This window comes from Pantoea sp. OVA07A, assembly GCF_019969975.1.
Taxonomy (GTDB): domain Bacteria; phylum Pseudomonadota; class Gammaproteobacteria; order Enterobacterales; family Enterobacteriaceae; genus Pantoea; species Pantoea agglomerans.
The window spans coordinates 46,515-64,237 of record NZ_JAHXYM010000001.1; the positions used below are offsets into that span (position 1 = coordinate 46,515).

The 17,723-nt window shown below is 58.7% G+C and carries 10 protein-coding genes; 4 read left to right on the top strand and 6 right to left on the bottom strand.

Annotated elements, in window-relative coordinates; all coding sequences use genetic code 11:
- Nucleotides 1-37: 37 nt before the first annotated feature.
- Genes mdtC through LC417_RS00220 form a run of 3 tightly spaced genes read right to left on the bottom strand, consistent with a single transcriptional unit; the run spans nucleotide 38 to nucleotide 7,469 of the window.
- Entirely contained in the window at nucleotides 38-3,112 is a 3,075-nt protein-coding gene (gene mdtC / locus LC417_RS00210; protein WP_010670987.1) for a multidrug efflux RND transporter permease subunit MdtC, read from the bottom strand.
- The gene (locus LC417_RS00215; RefSeq protein WP_223565311.1) at nucleotides 3,109-6,231 is read right to left on the bottom strand and encodes an MdtB/MuxB family multidrug efflux RND transporter permease subunit; all 3,123 of its coding nucleotides are present in this window, start codon (nucleotides 6,229-6,231) and stop codon (nucleotides 3,109-3,111) included. Before LC417_RS00215 ends, mdtC begins: the two co-directional genes overlap by 4 nt.
- Entirely contained in the window at nucleotides 6,231-7,469 is a 1,239-nt protein-coding gene (locus LC417_RS00220; RefSeq protein ID WP_223565312.1) for an MdtA/MuxA family multidrug efflux RND transporter periplasmic adaptor subunit, read from the bottom strand. Before LC417_RS00220 ends, LC417_RS00215 begins: the two co-directional genes overlap by 1 nt.
- 240 nt (nucleotides 7,470-7,709) lie before the next feature.
- On the opposite strand from LC417_RS00220, the gene LC417_RS00225 reads away from it, so the two are divergent.
- Together LC417_RS00225 and LC417_RS00230 are read left to right on the top strand one after the other, a co-directional pair.
- Nucleotides 7,710-8,669 carry an aldo/keto reductase gene (locus tag LC417_RS00225; protein WP_010670985.1) on the top strand — a complete coding sequence of 320 codons (960 nt, stop codon included), beginning with the start codon at nucleotides 7,710-7,712 and terminating at the stop codon, nucleotides 8,667-8,669.
- Nucleotides 8,670-8,878: 209 nt separating this feature from the next.
- Nucleotides 8,879-10,222 carry a carbohydrate porin gene (locus LC417_RS00230; RefSeq protein WP_033778772.1) on the top strand — a complete coding sequence of 448 codons (1,344 nt, stop codon included), beginning with the start codon at nucleotides 8,879-8,881 and terminating at the stop codon, nucleotides 10,220-10,222.
- A 371-nt stretch (nucleotides 10,223-10,593) separates the two neighbouring features.
- Here the strand turns inward: LC417_RS00230 and yegD are convergent, their stop codons facing one another.
- The 3 genes from yegD to LC417_RS00245 form a co-directional block, all read right to left on the bottom strand.
- Complete coding sequence (yegD, locus tag LC417_RS00235; protein WP_033788265.1) at nucleotides 10,594-11,946, bottom strand: molecular chaperone; 1,353 nt, start codon at nucleotides 11,944-11,946, stop codon at nucleotides 10,594-10,596.
- Between the two features lie 75 nt (nucleotides 11,947-12,021).
- Entirely contained in the window at nucleotides 12,022-15,357 is a 3,336-nt protein-coding gene (locus LC417_RS00240) for a diguanylate cyclase (RefSeq protein ID WP_223565313.1), read from the bottom strand.
- A 163-nt stretch (nucleotides 15,358-15,520) separates the two neighbouring features.
- Nucleotides 15,521-16,135 (bottom strand): phosphatase PAP2 family protein, encoded by a 615-nt coding sequence (locus LC417_RS00245; RefSeq protein ID WP_010248160.1) that lies wholly within the window; start codon nucleotides 16,133-16,135, stop codon nucleotides 15,521-15,523.
- Between the two features lie 283 nt (nucleotides 16,136-16,418).
- Between LC417_RS00245 and udk the strand changes: the two genes are divergently transcribed.
- Both udk and dcd read left to right on the top strand, forming a co-directional pair.
- Nucleotides 16,419-17,060, top strand: a complete 642-nt coding sequence (gene udk / locus LC417_RS00250; protein ID WP_010670982.1) for a uridine kinase — start codon at nucleotides 16,419-16,421, stop codon at nucleotides 17,058-17,060.
- An 81-nt stretch (nucleotides 17,061-17,141) separates the two neighbouring features.
- Nucleotides 17,142-17,723: a dCTP deaminase gene (dcd, locus tag LC417_RS00255; protein WP_004571280.1), complete on the top strand. Its 582-nt coding sequence runs from the start codon at nucleotides 17,142-17,144 to the stop codon at nucleotides 17,721-17,723.

The following is a 17,723-nucleotide window of genomic DNA, read 5'->3' on the forward strand; positions in this document are numbered from 1 at the left end:
AAGGCGTCACGTCCGATGCCTGCTGCCGCCATACCTGTTACGGCTGCTGCGCGGCGGCCAGCGGGCGTTTTTTACGGCGCAATTTATCCATCATTAAATAGACCACCGGCGTGGTGTAGAGCGTCAGCAACTGGCTCATCACCAGCCCGCCGGCAATGGTAATCCCCAGCGGCTGACGCAGCTCTGCGCCGTCGCCGCTGGTCAGCACCAGCGGCAGCGCGCCAAACAGCGCCGCCAGCGTCGTCATCATAATCGGCCGGAAGCGCAACAGGCACGCCTGGAAAATCGCCTCGCGCGCGCTGAGCTGGCCGTTGCGCTCTGCCTCCAGCGCAAAATCGACCATCATGATGGCGTTCTTTTTCACGATACCGATCAGCAGCAGAATACCGATCAGCGCAATCAGGCTGAAGGGCGTATCGAACAGCTCCAGCGCCAGCAGTGCACCGACACCCGCCGAGGGCAGGGTAGAGAGGATCGTCAGCGGATGGACATAGCTCTCATAGAGGATCCCCAGCACGATATAGACTGCCGCAATCGCCGCCAGCATCAGCCAGAGCTGATTGCTTTGCGACTGCTGAAACACCTGCGCCGTACCGGCAAAGCTGCCGCGCACGCTGGAGGGCACGCCAATCGCGGTCATGGTGCGTTCAATCGCCTCCGACGCCTGCGACAGCGACACCCCTTCCGGCAGGTTAAATGAGATGGTCGAGGCGGCAGACAGCCCTTCATGATTGACCGAGAGCGGCGCATTCGCGGGCTGCCAGTGGGCGAACCACGACAGCGGAATCGCTTTACCTTCGCTGTTTATTACAAACATCTGCGAAAGGGCGCTGATATCCTGGGTGTAGCGCGGATCGACCTCCATCACCACTTTGTACTGGTTAAGCGGCTGATAGATGGTGGAGATCTGACGCTGACCAAAGGCGTTATTCAGCAGGGCATTGGCCTGAGAGACATCGATGCCAAGCCGCGCCATGCTTTCCCGGTCATAGGTCAGCGCCATCTCGCTGCCTTTATCCTGCTGATCGGAGTTCACATCCGCCAGCTGTGGCAGGGCAGAGAACGCCTGACGGATTTTTGGCTCCCACTCACGCAGGGCGTTAAGGTCGTCCGACAGCAGGGAATATTGATAACCGGCATTCGATTCCCGACCGCCGACGCGCAGATCCTGCACCGCATTCAGATAGAGACTCGCCCCGGGTTCTTTCGCCAGCTTATTGCGCAGGCGGGCGATAATCTCCACTGCGCTCTCTTTCCGCTCCGACAGCGGCTTCAGCGAGATAAACATGGAGCCGCTGTTGGTACGCATCCCGCCGGTGAAGCCCACCACGCTCTCTACCGCCGGATCGGCCCCGACGATCTCCATAAAATCCTGCAGCTTACTGCGCATCGCCTGAAACGAAATGCTCTGGTCGGCAGAGATGAAACCGGAAAGTCGTCCGGTATCCTGCTCCGGCATAAAGGTTTTTGGAATATGAACAAACAGCCAGCCGGTCAGGACGATGGTGGCGAAAAACAGCACCATCACCCAGCGCGCATGGTTCAGTACCACGTTAAGCGAGCGACCATAGCCCTGCTGAATCGCCATCAGCAGCCGGCCCGCGCCGCGCTGGCGCGGCTGACTGCGCGGCGCGTGCGGCTTCAGCAGATAGGCGCACATCACCGGCGTCAGGGTGACCGAGATAAACAGCGAGATGACGATAGCCACCGACAGCGTAATGGCAAATTCTGAGAAGAAGCGGCCAATCAGTCCGCCAATCATCAGCAGCGGCAGGAACACGGCAATCAGTGACAGGCTCATCGACAACACGGTAAAACCAACTTCCCGCACCCCTTTCAGCGCGGCAGCCAGCGGCTTCATGCCCGCTTCCACGTGTCGGGCAATGTTCTCCAGCACCACAATCGCATCATCCACCACAAAGCCGGTGGCGATGGTCAGCGCCATCAGCGACAGATTGTTGAGGCTGAAGCCGCACAGGTACATCGCGGCAAAGGTGCCGATCAGCGAAACCGGCACCGCAACGGCCGGGATCAGCGTGGCGCGGCCCGATCGCAGGAAAACAAACACCACCAGAATCACCAGCGCCACGGCGATCACCAGCGACTGCTCCACCTCATGCAGCGAGGCGCGAATGGTGGGTGAGCGATCCTGAGCGATCTGCAGATCGATGGCGGCCGGGATCACCTCATGCAGCAGCGGCATTTCGGCGCGGATGCGGTCCACCGTATCGATGACGTTGGCTTCAGGCGTTTTGCGGATCAGCAGCAGCACCGCCGGTTTACCGCGCGACATCCCGGCGTTGCGTACGTCCTGCACTGAATCTTCGACTGTCGCCACATCCGACAGCCTGACCGCCGCGCCGTTGTTGTAATGCACTATCAGCGGCTGATACTCACTGGCGGTTTGCAGCGCGTCATTGGTACGCAACTGCCAGCGCTGCTGCGAATCATCCAGTGCGCCCTGCGGCCGTCGCTGATTGGCGTTGGAAATGGCGGTGCGCACTGCATCCAGCGAGACGCCCTGATTAAACAGCGCCTGTGGATTCAGGGCCACGCGGACCGCAGGCAGCGAGCTGCCACCCACGGTGACGTCGCCCACGCCCTCAATCTGTGACAGTTTCTGCGCCAGCTGGGTCGAGGCGTAATCGTAGAGCTGACCCGGATTATAGGTATCCGAAGTCAGCGTCATGATCATAATCGGCGCATCTGAAGGGTTCACTTTGCGATAGGTCGGGCGCGACGGCATCCCGGTAGGCAGCAGGCTTTGCGCCGCGTTAATCGCGGCCTGGACATCGCGCGCGGCTCCGTTGATGTCGCGATCAAAATCAAACACCAGAATGATGCGGGTGCTGCCCAGCGAACTGGTTGAGGTCATTTCACTGACGCCCGCGATGCGTCCCAGCGAGCGCTCCAGTGGCGTGGCCACCGACGACGCCATGATCTCCGGCGCGGCACCCGGCAGCGAAGCCGAGATAACGATCACCGGAAAATCAACCTGCGGCAGCGGCGCCACCGGCAGCAGCCGGAAACCCAGCATCCCCGCCAGTGCGATGGCCAGCGTCAGCAGCGTGGTGGCGACGGGCCGGTTGATGAACAGGGCAAAGAACTTCACTCTGCGGCCTCCGTGCGGGCAAAGCGGCGGCGGGTAGCGTGCGCCAGTCGATCAAACAGCAGGTAGATCACCGGGGTGGTAAACAGGGTCAGCACCTGGCTCAGAATCAGCCCGCCGACCATGGCAATCCCCAGCGGATGACGCAGTTCGGCACCGACGCCGGTGCTGAGCATCAGCGGCAGCGCGCCGAGCAGGGCGGCCAGCGTGGTCATCAGAATCGGGCGGAAGCGCAGCAGGCAGGCCTGATAAATGGCATCAACAGGCTTCATACCCTGTTCACGTTCGGCCGCCAGCGCAAAGTCGATCATCATGATGGCGTTCTTTTTCACGATGCCGATCAGCAGGATGATGCCGATTATCGCCACGATATCCAGCTCATTGCCGCTGAGCATCAGCGCCAGCAGCGCGCCGACACCCGCCGTGGGCAGCGTTGAGAGAATTGTGATGGGGTGAATAAAGCTCTCATAAAGCACGCCCAGCACAATGTACATCGCTACAATAGCCGCCACAATCAGCCAGACGGTGCTGCTCAGCGCCGCTTCAAACGCCAGCGTGCTGCCCTGGAACTGCGTCATCAGCTCTGCGGGCATGCCAAGCTCGGCTTCAGCCTGCGACACCGCTTTCACCGCATCTTCCAGCGAATAGCCGTCAGCCACGTTGAAGGAGAAGGTCGCCGACGGGAACTGGTCGAGATGATTAATGCTGAGCGGCGTGTTGCGCTGTTCAATGCGGGCAATGGCGCTCAGCGGTACGCTGCCGCCGTCGCTGCTGTTAAGGCGAATCGCCTCCAGGCTCTCCATGCCTGGAGTGGCACTATTATCCTGCTCCAGCACCACCCGATACTGGTTCGCCTGGGTATAAATGGTGGAGATGAGCCGCTGACCAAAGGCGTTGTACAGCGCGTTATCGACATCCGCCATGCTGATGCCGAGGCGGCTGGCGCTGTCGCGGTCCACTTTGACATAGGCTTCCAGTCCCTGATCCTGCCAGTCACTGCTGACATCGCGCAGCTGTGGCAGGGTACTGAGACGGGTCAGCAGCGCCGGAACCCAGGTGCTGAGCGACGACAGTGAACCCGATTGCAGCGTGAACTGATAGGGCGTACGGCTCGCCTGGGTATCGATGGTGAGATCCTGTACCGCCTGCAGCCACAGCTGCACGCCCGGTACCTCACTGACCTGCTGTTGCAGACGCTGCTGAATAGCAGGAATGCGGTCGTCGCGTTGATCCAGCGGTTTGAGGTTGATCTGCAGACGCGCGCTGTTCAGCGAGGCATTGGTGCCATCCACGCCGACAAACGAAGTCATGCTCTCCACTGCCGGATCTTTCATGATGATGGAGGCGACGTCGCGGGTGCGCTGCGCCATGCTGGCATAGGAGACTGACTGCGGTGCCTGCAGCGTGCCCTGAATAATGCTGTTGTCCTGCTGCGGGAAAAAGCCTTTCGGGATGATCATCCACAGCAACAGCGTCAGCACCAGGGTGCCAAGCGCCACCGACAGCGTGAGCCAGGGATGATTAAGTACCCGTTTCAGGCCGCGGCCATAGGCGGCCACGATACGATCAAACATCGCTTCGCTGGCCCGCGAAAAGCGGTTCTGTTTGCGCAGCGACTCCGCGCTCAGCATCCTGGCGCACATCATCGGCGTCAGGGTCAGTGAGACCACCGCTGAAATCAGAATCGCCACCGCCAGCGTCACGGCAAATTCGCGGAACAGACGGCCGATCACGTCGCCCATAAACAGCAGTGGGATCAGGACCGCAATCAGCGAGAAGGTGAGGGAGATGATGGTAAAGCCGATCTCGCCGGCACCTTTCAGCGCGGCGGTGAGCGGCTTTTCCCCTTTCTCGATATAGCGTGAGATGTTCTCAATCACCACGATGGCATCGTCGACCACAAAGCCGGTGGCGATGGTCAGCGCCATCAGCGTCAGGTTGTTAATTGAAAAGCCGAGGAAGTACATCGCCACGAAGGTGCCGATCAGCGACAGAGGCACCGCAACCGCCGGGATCAGCGTGGCGGGCACGTTGCGCAGGAACAGATAGATGATCATCACCACCAGCGCCATCGCCAGCATCAGCTCATACTGCGTGTCGTTGACCGAAGCGCGAATATTAGTGGTGCGGTCGGTGAGCAGTTTAACTTCCACCGACTTCGGCAGGGCTGCGGTCAGGGCGGGCAACATGGCACGGATATTGTCTGCTGTGGCGATGATATTGGCACCAGGCTGACGCTGAACGTTGAGCACAATCGCCGCATCGCGGTTGGCCCAGGCGCCAAGCCAGCTGTTTTCTGCTCCCTGTTCTATGGTCGCCACGTCGCCAAGGCGCACCGGTGCGCCGTTTTTGTAGCTGATAATCAGCTGGCGATAATCCTCCGCTGATTTCATCTGGTCATTGGCTGACAGGGTAACTGAGCGGGTCGGACCATCCAGGCTGCCTTTGGCGGAGTTAACGTTGGCATTGCTGATGGCGGTCCGCACCGTTTCGCTGGTCAGACCCAGCGCAGCCAGCGCCTGCGCATTCATTTTCACCCGCACCGCCGGACGCTGACCGCCCGATAGCGTCACCAGTCCGACGCCGCTGACCTGAGAGATTTTCTGCGCCACCCGCGTTTCCACCATGTCCTGCACCTGCGTCAGCGGCATGCTGCGCGTGGTGACGGCAAGCGTCATGATCGGTGGATCGGCAGGATTCACTTTGCTGTAGACCGGCGGATTAGGCAGGTCGTTGGGCAGCAGGTTAGTGGCGGAGTTAATGGCAGCCTGCACCTCCTGCTCTGCCACATCCAGCGGCAGCGTAAGCTGGAACTGCAGCGTCACCACCGAGGCACCGCCGGAGCTTTGCGACGCCATCTGTTTCAGGCCAGACATCTGACCAAACTGGCGCTCAAGCGGCGCGGTGATGGAGGAGGTGACCACATCCGGGCTGGCACCCGGATAGAGCGTGACGACCTGGATCGTCGGATAGTCGACTTCCGGCAGCGCCGAGACCGGCAGGAAGCGGTAGCCCAGCACCCCGGCCAGCAGGATCGCAATCATCAACAGCGTGGTGGCGACCGGCCGCAGGATAAACTGGCGTGACGGTCCGCCACTATGATCGGGAGGCATGACCTGCATTACTCACGCTCTCCTTTTGACGGCAGGGTGGCGCGGGTAGCGCGCGGTGCGTTGTTCTGCGGCGCGACCACCTCGACTTTTGCGCCTTCCGTGAGGCGATCCAGCCCATCGGTCACGACGCGTTCGCCCGCCTCCAGACCGGCGCTGACCACCACTTTCTCGCTATCCTGCAAGCCGGCAATCACGCTTTTCTTGCTGACCTTGTTGTCACTGTTAACCACCCAGACAAAGTTGCCTTCGTTGCCCATCTGCAGCGCGGCAGGTGGGATAACAATCGCATCCTGCAGGGTGTTGACCTTCAGCCGCACATTCACGAACTGATTGGGGAACAGCGTGTCGTCCTGATTATCAAAACGCGCTTTGATTTTGATGGTGCCGGTGGTGACATCAATCTGGTTATCAAGGCTTAGCAGTTTGCCGCTGGCGATCAGATTCTGATTACTGCGATCCCAGGCCTCCACCAGCAGCGATTCACCGCTTTTCTGCGCCTTGAGAATGCAACTGATGCTGTTCTCAGCCAGGGTAAAGACCACATCAATCGGGTGCGTCTGGGTGATCACCACGATACCGGTGGTGTCGCCGCTGGTGACGTAGTTGCCGACGTCCACCTGTTTCAGCCCGACCCGGCCGGCAATCGGCGCAGTGATCCGGCTGTAGGTAAGATTGAGCTGCGCACTGGCGACGCTTCCTTCATCCGCTTTCAGCGTGCCGAGCGTTTCACTGACCAGTGAGCGCTGGGTATCCAGCTCCTGTTGCGACACCAGCGAGGTTTTTGCCAGCTTCTCGAAGCGCGCCAGGTCACGACGGGCGTTGGCCAGCGTCGCCTGATCTTTTGCCAATTGGCCCTGCGCCTGCGTTAACGCCACCTGATAAGGCCGCGGGTCGACTTCTGCCAGTAGCTCGCCCGCTTTCACCTGCTGCCCTTCGGTGAAGTGGATTGCCAGCAGATCGCCATTGACCCGGCTGCGCACCGTGGCCGTGTTAGCCGCGGTCACCGTACCCAGTCCACTCAGATAGTGCGGCACGCTCTGGCTGGTGGCCGTAGCGGCCTGAACCGGCGCGAGGGGACGACGGGCACCGTCACCGCCGCCTTTGCCGCCACGTGGCGCAGGTGCGTCACTCTGACTGCTGCTCTGCGGCTGGGCATGGTGCTGCCAGGCATAATAGCCGCCAGCGGCCACGGCGATCAGGGCCAGCACGATAAGGGTTTTCTTCATAACAGGATGTCGGGTGCTCATGATTGTTGGTGCTCTCCAGCAGTGACGTAGTCCCAGGCGCAGGCATCAAATGGGTAGCCTGCAAACGACAGAGTGTAGCCGCCTCTGACGGGCAGAAGTTGAAGGAAATAAGGATATCTGTCAGGGCGGGGTAATTATGCCTGTTCTTTCATTAATCGCATCACAATCGTCATAAAGCCGTGAAATCACTTTGCTATGCTGAAAGACAGACGGTTTTTTCAGGCAAATAAGGAGCAGGAAATGAGTCAGAATCAAACCCGGCAGTTGGGTGACAGTGGTATCGCGGTGCCGTTGCTGACGTTTGGCGGCAACGTGTTTGGCTGGACAGTGGATCAAACCACCTCCTTTTCTCTGCTGGATGCGCTGGTGGATCGAGGCCTGTGGTTTATCGATACCGCCGACGTCTATTCCCGCTGGGCACCGGGCAATAAAGGCGGTGAATCGGAAACCATTATGGGTGAATGGCTGAAAAAAAGCGGCAAACGCGACCAGATCGTGCTGGCAACCAAGGTTGGCATGGAATTGTCGCCGGAGAAAACCGGGCTGAAACCGCAATATATCCGTCAGGCAGTTGAAGATTCACTGCGCCGGTTGCAGACCGACTATATCGATCTCTACCAGGCGCACCGCGACGATCAGGATACGCCGCTGGCGGAAACCCTGAGCGCCTTCGACAGCCTGATCAGAGAGGGCAAAGTGCGGGCGATTGGTGCTTCCAATTACAGCGCGGCACGGCTGCAGGAGGCGTTGCAGGTCAGTGAAACGCAGGGGCTGGCGCGCTATGAAACCCTGCAACCTGAATACAACCTTTATGACCGCCAGCCCTATGAGTCGGAGCTGGAGCCGGTGGTGATGGCGCAGGGGCTGGGCGTGATCAACTACTATTCACTCGCCAGCGGCTTTCTCAGTGGCAAATATCGCGAGGCGGCGGATGCCGGTAAAAGCGCGCGCGGTCAGGGTGTCGTAGATAAATATCTTAACCCGCGCGGTTTGCGGATCCTGGACGCACTGGACGCTATCAGCGAAGCGCATCAGGTGACGCCGACGCAGGTGGCGCTGGCCTGGCTGATCGCCCGTCCCGGCATCACCGCACCGATTGTCAGTGCCACCTCGCTGAAACAGCTCGACGATCTGACTGGCGCGATGCAGCTGACGCTGACCCCGGCGCAGATTGAACAACTGAATCAGGCAAGCCAGTAAACACAAGGGGCGATAGCGCCCCTTTTTACGCTACACCTGTCAAAAAATTGGCACCCCGCCCAGAGAATAACCAATCAGCGATCCCGATCACAAATGCGTTAATAAACGGATGTTACGGGTAATTATGCGCACGTATTTACAAAAAACAGAGGTTATCCAGCACTATCCTCTGCGCGTCATTTTCCGTAACTTACATAAGAATAAGCAAGATGAAAAACAGAAAAGCAGAGCAGCGTTTCCCGCTGCGCCGTGTGGCAACCGGCACCCTGATCCTGGCCATGTTTTCCGCGCAGGCGTTGGCCGCTGACGCCCTGAGCCCGGACTCCGAATGGATGTTTGGTGACTGGGGCGGGTACCGAACGCAGCTGCAGGACGACGGCATTAAGTTTGACGTTAACTACACCATGGAAAGCGCCGCGAATTTAGGCGGCGGGGCAGATACCAATACCACCATGCGCTACAGCGATCAGTGGTCGTTTGGCACCAATTTCGATCTGCAGAAGCTGCTGGACTGGCAGGATGCCGAGTTCCAGATGACCGTGACCAGTCGTAACGGACAGAATCTTTCTGAACAGGTCGCGGATCAACGCACTGGTATGCTCTCCTCGGTGCAGGAGGTTTACGGTCGCGGCCAGACCTGGCGTCTGACCCAGTTCTGGTTACGCAAAGGATTGTTTAACGATGTGGTCGATGTGAAAGCCGGGCGGGTGACGGTAGGGGAAGACTTCGATAACTTCGATGGCAATCTGTTCCAGAACCTGGCGCTGGGCAGCGGGCAGGCGGGTAACTGGCGCGGTGATCGCTGGTTTAACTGGCCTGTCTCGCAGTGGGGCGGCCGGGTGAAATTCAATATCACGCCGGACGTTTTCTTCCAGGTCGGTTTCTATAATCAGAACCGCGCTAACTACGATCGCGGTGATGGCTTCCGTCTGGATACCAGCAATTCAGAAGGGAATCTGGTGCCGGTCGAACTGGGCTGGAAACCGACCTTCGGGCCGGAGAAATTACCGGGTAACTACCGCATCGGCTATTACTATTCCTCGGTGGATGGCGATGTTTATGGCAGCTGGCGCAACGGCGGCTATCAGGATCAGGCCCATTCCTATGGCGGCTATCTGCTGTTACAGCAACAGCTGACCGCGCAGGATGGCGATGTGAATCGCGGTCTGGGCGTGCGGGTGCAGGCGGTGATGAACGATCACAAGACCTCAAAGACCGACAACTATCAGTCTATTGCGTTTACCTGGACAGGACCGTTTGATGCCCGTCCTCAGGATGAGATCGGCGTGGGCGCGTCACGTATTCATGTGAACAGCGACTATACCCGCTCACTGCGTCAGCAGAATCAGGCTAATGGCGAGAGCCGCTTTGACAGCCCGACCTATCTGCCGATTCAGGAAGGTTCAGAGTACAACTATGAGGTTTACTACAACGCTAAAGTAACTAACTGGATGTCACTGCGTCCTAACCTGCAGTATGTGGTTGCCCCTGGCGCAGTCAGTGAAGTGAAAGATGCGTTTATCGGCGGTATCAGCGCCAATATTGCATTCTGATTTTCCGGGCGAGCGAGCCGCAGTACGGGCCTGAGCACCTCTGCTGCTGCCGGGCCGTCCTCGCGCCGCTCACGCGGTACCTTCGGCTTTGACGTCGTGCCGACGAACCGTTCGGGGATCGGCCCTCCCTGGCCGGCCCCGAACTGTCCACGCTTCCCGGCGTGGACTTCTGGCCCGGCGTCACGCCTCAGCGCTGCGGATAGCCCTTTCAGCAGCAGAGGCGCTCAGGCCTCCACTCTCGTGCCCTTTCTGACAACATGCACTCAAGCTTCAGAGCAGGCCGGGGCCCGGCACCAGACTGCGTTATCACCTGTCGCTTAACTGACTGGCATTACACCCTCAGGTGCCGTCTTTGTTATTGCAGTGCAAGCCTAGCGGAACATCACTTCCGCCCAGCGGGCCAGCCCTGCGGTGACGGAGGCGAAATCATCGCCGCCCGCAATCGGTGTATCCGGCAGCGTCTGCTGCAGCGCCGCGCGCAGCAACGGCGAACGCGCACTGCCGCCGGTCAGGTAAATCACATCAGGCTTAATCTGGCTGGTGGCTAATGCCAGCTGGACCTGTTCCAGAATTTTCTCCAGCGGCTGACTGATGGCGTCCTGCAGCTGATCCACGCCAATCTCTGTCTCTAATGCGGCGGCAATAAAGTCCAGGGAAGCGGTATGCGCCGGGCTGGCTGACAGCGCAATCTTGCTCTCTTCCGCTGCGCGCACCAGGCGATAACTGAGCTTCTGCTGCCACACTTTCAGCAGGCGAGCCACTACGTCACCCTGTTCCGCATCCCGCACTAAATCCCGCAGCCACTTTCCGCAGGCGGGACTGTAAAAGTCACTTTGTGCCGGAACATCATTGATGGCGATCGCATTCCACCACGGCAGCGCAGGCAGGGCGGTGCCTTTCTGGGTGTTACCGCCCAGACCGAGTAGCGGCATCAGGGTCTTAAACGTCAGCATGATGTCCAGGTCGTTACCGCCGACGCGGCAACCGCTGTGGCCCAGCAGACTTTCACGGCGGTCAGCTTTATCACGCCACTTCGGCCCCATCAGCAACATTGAGCAGTCGGTAGTACCACCGCCAATATCCACCACCAGTACCCGCGTCTCCTGCTGCAGGGTGGCTTCGAAATCGAGTCCGGCCGCCACCGGTTCGAACTGAAACTCCACGTCGCGGAAACCGGCGCGGTGGGCGGCGCGCAGCAGAATACCTTCAGCCTGCTGGTTAGACTCTTCACTGCCTAAACCCTGGAAGTTGACCGGGCGTCCGATCACCGCCTGATCGATAACCTGATCAAGCTGGCTTTCACCCTGCTTGCGGATGTGCAGCATCATGGCGCAGACCAGATCTTCAAACAGGGCAATCTGCTGTGGCTTCAGGCCAGTAGCACCGAGGAACGATTTGGGGGATTTAACGAACCAGACATCTTCGGGATCGACCATATAATGCTGCAGCGCGGTGAGGCCAAACTGCACGCTATTGGGCTGGACATCGATATCTTCTTCGCGGTTATATCGCAGCGCGCGCTGCAGCAGCGCCGTGGTTTCGCTGTCAGGTGTCGCGACCTGATGATGACGATAGAGCCATTCGCTGATCGACTCGCGGGTCGGCGCACAGATCATCGACGGCAGCAGGCGCTGATCATTTTCCAGCGTTAACAGACGTGGCGTGCCATTTTCGCTGACTGCAATAGAGCAGTTAGCCGTGCCGTAATCGAATCCTATGAACATTTTCGCCCCCATGCCGGAAAAAAGGGGGCGACTTTAGCGCAGCTTCAGCAGGGTGGCAAGCGGGCAGCGCCGGAATTAACGAATAGCGAAGATGTGATCTTCAGCCAGTGAACGCAACGGCTGGCGCTCCGCCACGGCACTGCCCCAGACGCCATTAACATCAAGGTTAGCCAGGGTGCTGAGCAGGGCCGGTACCGAAACCGGACCGGCCAGCACCGAGATATTGCGCTGTGTGGCCTGGCCCTGAATGATGGTCAGCAGCATCTCATCCATCAGATTATTGTGAACGTTGGCAACCAGTTCAGGCGCCAGCACCAGATAATCGACCACCTCGTCACTCAGCAGATTGAAGGCATCCAGATTACGGCCAAAATGCTGCAATACGATGCGGCAGCCGCACTGCCGCAGTTGCAGCAGCGCGGCATAGAGCTGATCGCCCTGGCTCAGCACGCTGGCGGCAGGGAAAGCAAAACCACAGCCGCTGCTGGAGAGACCGGCGGCGACAAAGCGCTGACAGAGTTGCTGCACAAAGGCGGCATCACTCAGCACCTGGGCATTAAGCGGCAGAATCACCGGAATGCCTTTGTTATTGAGCCGCTGCACGTCGTGGCGAAAAAAAGCCTCAAGAATATTATTATCCAGCCGGCGACGCAGCGTTTCATCAGGCAGGTTATTGCGTAACAGTGTCTCATCCAGCAGCAATCCGTCAGCGGTTAACAGCTGCACCTCAAGCAGCCAGATAAAGGCTGCCTGCGGCGTTTTTGGCGGGGCAACGGCCCAGGCGGGCAGTTCGATCTGCAGCGCATCAATCATCGCCGCATCCATGCCCTGATGGTTGCCCGACAGCGGTAAGCGATGCTGTTCGTAGACCACCAGCCGTCCGCGCCCGCTGCGTTTGGCGTTGTAACAGGCGATGTCCGCCTGCGAAAGCACGTCGCTGCTCTGACAGTTTTCTGCTGAAATCTGCGTCACGCCCGCGCTGGCACCGACCTGATAGAGGCGTCCCAGCCACTGGAACCGGTAATCATTTACCGCGGCGACAATGCGCTGCACCACATTATGTGCCTGTGCGATATCGCAATCGGGCATCAGTAGTGCAAACTCATCACCGCCCAGTCGCGCAAGGAAATCGCTGCTGCGCAGAGGGTGCTGCATCAGATCGGAGAGTTCGCGCAGTAACGCATCGCCTGCAGCATGCCCGGCGCTGTCATTGACCGCTTTAAACTTATCAAGGTCGATAAACACCAGCACATGCTGATGCTGATGTTCAGCGGCATCAAACAGCAGACGCTTAAGCTGAAGTTCGAAGCTGGCGCGGTTAGGCAGACGGGTCAGGGTGTCATGCAACGCGCTGTAGCTCAGGCGCTTCATCAGTTTGCGTGACTCACTCACATCCTGAATGACCATCACCGCCCCCTGTTCCAGACCCGCTTCCGAACGCAGCGGCGTGATGCTGTAGTGAATATCGATATGGCCGCCGTCCGGGGTATGCAGCACCAGATCTTCAGCGAGACCGGGGGTGACTTTTTCCGGCGGCAGCTGGCATAACAGCAAACTCTCTACCTCAGGGCCGTTACGTCCCTGCGTGATATGCAGCAGCTCACTCAGCGGCTGACCGGCGGCCTGCTCCTGCGACCAGCCACTCATTTTTTCCGCCACCGGGTTCATAAAGGCAACGTGCATCTCTTTATCGGTGCTGATGACCGCTTCGCCGATCGAATCCAGGGTGATCGCCATGCGCTCTTTCTCCTGAAACAGCGCCTCGTTAAGATTGCGTAGCGGCGTGATGTCCTGACAGATGCCCAGCATGCGCTCAATGCGCCCCTCTTTGCTTAGCAGCCGGTTGGCCTGAGTGCGCACCCAGCGATGTCCCTGGTCATCGACCACGCGGTACTCCATGTGAAACGCGCTGCGAAGCTCAATCGCCTGTTGCACCGTCAGTGCGGCATACTCGCGATCGGCGGGATGCAGCAGATGGATCCAGAGGTCATAGCTGGGTGACTCATGCGGGGCAAGACCAAACAGCGCGTACATGCGCTTGTCCCATAACATCTCGCCGGTCAGCAGGTTCCACTCCCATACGCCAATGCCACCCGCTTCGTTGGCCAGCGTAATACGCTCCATCAGCCTGCGATTCACCTGCTCGCTCTGCTTCAGCTCAGAGATATCGATAATCTGCGCAATAAAGTAGAGCGGTTCCTGGTTACCATCGCGCACCAGCGATACCGTCAGCCGCGCCCAGACAATCTCGCCATCTTTGCGGAAATAGCGCTTCTCAAAGGTGTAGGTATCAATCTCACCCGCCAGCAGTCGGTTCGCATGTTGCAAATCGAGGCTGAGATCGTCGGGATGGGTGATCTGCTGAAAAGTCAGCCGCTTCAGCTCCTCAGCCGGGTAGCCCAGGATCTGGCACAGCGAGCGGTTGACCTGCAACCAGCTGCCGTGGGGCGCCACCAGCGCCATCCCGATGGCGGAGTACTCCATGGCGTGACGGAAGCGGGTTTCACTGTCAGTGATATGGAGCTTTTCGCGCCGGAACGCATCCATCACCAGCGACATAATGTGACTGGGGATTAGCACCAGCAGGAACGGCAGCCAGCTGGAGACCGGGCCCAGCGCGCTGTTGTTGTTCACCACGCTGACCAGATCAAAGGCGAGCAGTATCGAGATAAAACTGGCGTTCAGGAAGAACAGCACGAACGCCTGCAGCTTGGGCAGGCGGACCGCGCACCAGAAGAGGATCACCACGATAAAGGTAAAGGGCCACGGCAAAAAGCGCAGCGCCAGATAACTGGCCCCGAGGGTAAGAAGAAGCGTCAGCAGAGCTTCGGCCAGGCGCAGATTGCTGAACCCCGTGCGACGCAGCGGCCACGGCAGCAGTAACAGCATCGGGCCTAACACCAGCATGCCGATGATTTCGGAGATCACCCAGGTATAAAAGAAGGGAAACGAGGCGTGGCCGGTGACCTGTAGCGTCCAGAGTGCCAGCAGGCCGCCGAGCACCGGCGTCACGATGCCCACCGACAGTACCATCCGTGCCCAGTCATGCAGCGAATCCAGCGGCGCGCGCCGATCCAGCAGGGCGCGCAGCAGCATGCCACCCACACCGGCCTGGATAAGATTGAGAAGGGCGAATTTAATGTTCGAGAGGGCAGGCCCGATGATGATGGCATTAGCCCCGGCGGTGCCAAGCACGCAGGCTGTCAGCAGCAGCGGGAGCTGGCGTGACGGGCAGCGGAAAACCACGACGGTCATTAACGTAGTCGGAAACCAGAGCGGGGAGATTTTGCCGCTGACGACGATCAGTTCCAGACAGAAGAGTGTCAGGACAAACACCACGCAGCCAAGGAGCAGCGCCGAGAGCCAGCGGTTTGGCGTGTTATTTTGCGGGGACAGGATCTCTATCGTCATGCGGACTTCCGGCAGGGTGCAGCGCTCCACAATGGCGTATCAGGCACCAGTCATTCTCTCACTGCATGCTAGCACATCCGGCAAAGAAAAAAGGGGTGAAATCAATATTGCCCGTTATTCGGCGAATTGACGGGCACGCTAAGATTGATTGCCAGCACGTTGATTACTGGCGGAAAAGATCGGCGCGGGTATAGGGTTTCTCCATGCCCGCAAGGCTGGCGGCGAAACGCTCCAGGAACTGCTGCGTGGTGGCGACACGACCGTGACTCATCAATACAAACGGCACTAACAGCGCAGCACCGACCTGCGGCCAGCTGAAGCCTTTGAGCGAGGTGCGACGCTGGGAGATCAGAAACGCCGTGCTCAGCGTGAAGCCCAGCAGCAGCCCGGTGACCACCTCACTTTTTGAGTGTGCGTGGATGACCAGGCGGGAGAAACCGACCATCAGGGGAATCAGATAACCAACCCCAATCGCCGCAATGCGCCACATCGCGGACCAGCGCCCGGAAATCAGCCATAGCATGACCGGCCACAGCGTGGCGGACATGGCACTATGGCCGCTGAAACCGGTAAAATTAAAGCGGGCGCTGCCGATGCCAAACCCCAGAAACAGAATTTTAGAGATGCTGACGGTCAGGCCAGCCAGGCCAAATGCCACAATCCAGTAAAAGACCGTATGACGATTATCACTCTTCCACGGCAAAATCAGCGCAATAATCACGGCTGTTGGAATCAACAGCATGCTGTCGCCAAAATAGGTCAAAGTCTTCCAGTGCATACCACTCCTGATGCATCTTCGGTCGTCACGTTAGCGACACGCGTTGTCTGAACAGCGCGCCGCGCAGGCCATTTTTTTTATAGTATGGTGTGCCGTTAGTTTATCGGTGAAATGAGTGGCGTCCAAAGGAGAAAGTCTGAAAAGTCGCCGACGCCATTTCTCTGGCATCAAAAGGCCGAAATCCCTATACTTAGCGCGAACACACCCTCTCCATTTCGGCCCGTCCGCTGCCCGCGTAATGTGTGACCAGTGGCAGGCTCCAGTTATCAGGTCTTAAAAAAGTATGACTGACAAGTCTCATCAGTGCGTGATTGTAGGCATTGCCGGCGCTTCCGCATCCGGTAAAAGTTTAATTGCCAGCACGCTCTATCGTGAAATCCGTGATCAGGTAGGTGGCGAGCACATCGGGGTCATCCCGGAAGATGCTTATTACAAAGATCAAAGTCACCTCACCATGGAAGAGAGGGTTAAAACCAATTATGACCATCCGAGCGCGATGGATCATGATTTGCTGTTGCAGCATCTGCAGGCGGTCAAAGCCGGTCAGGATATTGAGCTGCCGGTCTACAGCTACGTTGAGCACACCCGCACCCAGCAAACGCATCATCTGAGCGCAAAAAAGGTCATCATCCTTGAAGGCATTCTGCTGTTAACCGATGCCCGTCTGCGCCAGGAACTCAACTTCTCTATCTTCGTGGACACGCCGCTCGACATCTGTCTGATGCGTCGTATGAAACGTGACGTCAATGAGCGTGGCCGCTCAATGGATTCGGTAATGAGTCAGTATCAGAAGACCGTGCGTCCGATGTTCCTGCAGTTTATCGAGCCATCAAAACAGTACGCCGATATCATTGTGCCGCGCGGCGGAAAAAACCGTATCGCCATCGATATCCTCAAGGCGAAAATCAACCAGTTTTTTGAATAACACACGTCCGTCCGGACGTGGTGCAGACCGGCGGCAGGCAAGCATGCCGGTTTGCTACACTTATGCCATGGAGTTACCGCAATGAGATTATGCGATCGCGATATTGAAGCCTGGCTGGACAATGGCAAACTGGCCATTGAGCCACGCCCGCCGGTCGAGCGCATTAACGGAGCCACCGTCGATGTGCGTCTGGGTAATCAGTTCCGCACCTTCAGCGGTCATACCGCGGCCTTTATCGATCTGAGCGGCCCGAAACAGGAAGTGAGCGCGGCACTGGATCGGGTCATGAGCGATGAGATCGTATTGCCTGATGGCGAAGCCTTTTTCCTCCATCCGGGAGAGCTGGCGCTGGCGGTGACGCTGGAGTCCGTGACGCTGCCTGACGATCTGGTCGGCTGGCTGGATGGCCGTTCATCGCTGGCGCGACTTGGGTTGATGGTACACGTTACGGCTCACCGCATCGATCCTGGCTGGCAGGGCCGTATCGTGCTGGAGTTCTACAATTCAGGTAAACTGCCGCTGGCTCTGCGTCCCGGTATGTTGATTGGTGCGCTGAGTTTTGAACCGCTTTCAGGCCCGGCTGCGCGTCCCTACAACCGGCGTGAAGATGCGAAATATCGCGGTCAGCAGGGCGCTGATGCCAGCCGTATCGACAAAGACTGA